The sequence below is a fragment of the Pseudomonas sp. PDM13 genome, from assembly GCF_025685765.1.
Lineage (GTDB): Bacteria > Pseudomonadota > Gammaproteobacteria > Pseudomonadales > Pseudomonadaceae > Metapseudomonas > Metapseudomonas solani.
In genome coordinates this window covers 1-819 of record NZ_JAOTQU010000059.1, presented here as the reverse complement: position 1 = coordinate 819, position 819 = coordinate 1, and the positions used below count along the sequence as shown (strand labels likewise).

Below are 819 nucleotides of genomic sequence, written 5' to 3'. Positions count from 1 at the left end.
CGTTGCCGATTCCTCCATCGAGGGTGTCGTTACCCGCCTCACCATAGAGCGAGTCATTACCATCTCCACCGCTGATGAGGTCATTTCCGGCACGACCATACAGCGTGTCGTTGCCAGCTCCGCCGTAAAAACGGTCGTTTAAGGCGGTGCCAGTAAGTTGGTTGTCTAGACGGTCGCCCACTACAAGCTGATAGCCGGCTTGCTCTGATTGTTGGAGGATTTTCCGAATGTCACCCTCGGAGAGATTCCCAAAAAAATTGCTAATAAGCCTTTCAGTTATGGAGGTAATTAGTACTTTTCCTCTCAATGAATCTTCTAGCTCAAGGGTATCGCTAATTGCTTTAAAAGGAGAAATTGCAGCCGTTTGCTCAAGCAGCTTTGTCACCTCGCTGCAGTCGAGCGCGACGCCGGTCTCGGTGATGTTCAGTCCGATCTTTTCGACATAGGGCTTCAAGCGAGTTTGTAAAAGCAAGCCATCGTAGATGGATTTCTTGAGAGCCTCATAGGCGTGGTTCAGCAAGCCTGCCTGCCCCGCATTCAGCCCTAGGCGATCTTCATTGATGACGACCGAGCCATCTTTTATGGCGTAGGTGGTTGTGCCGTTGGTGGTGCCCATGCCGAACGAAAGGGTCACGCTGCTGGCTGTAGCCCCAACTTTACCGAAGCGCAAGAAGTTCTGGCCGTTGAACACTTCCAGGGCCTTGATGCGTTCGAGGAGTTGCTGGGTGCTTTTCTGGGCGTCGGTTGGTGCGGCACCGCTTGCTTCCCAGGAATACTGGAAGCGCACATCCGTGCTGCCGTCATCCAGCGCGTCGATGC

General features: G+C 53.4%; 1 pseudogene. It reads right to left on the bottom strand.

What is annotated here, in order from left to right:
- Window positions 1-819: pseudogene (locus OEJ36_RS30380) on the bottom strand (hypothetical protein); the annotation flags it as partial.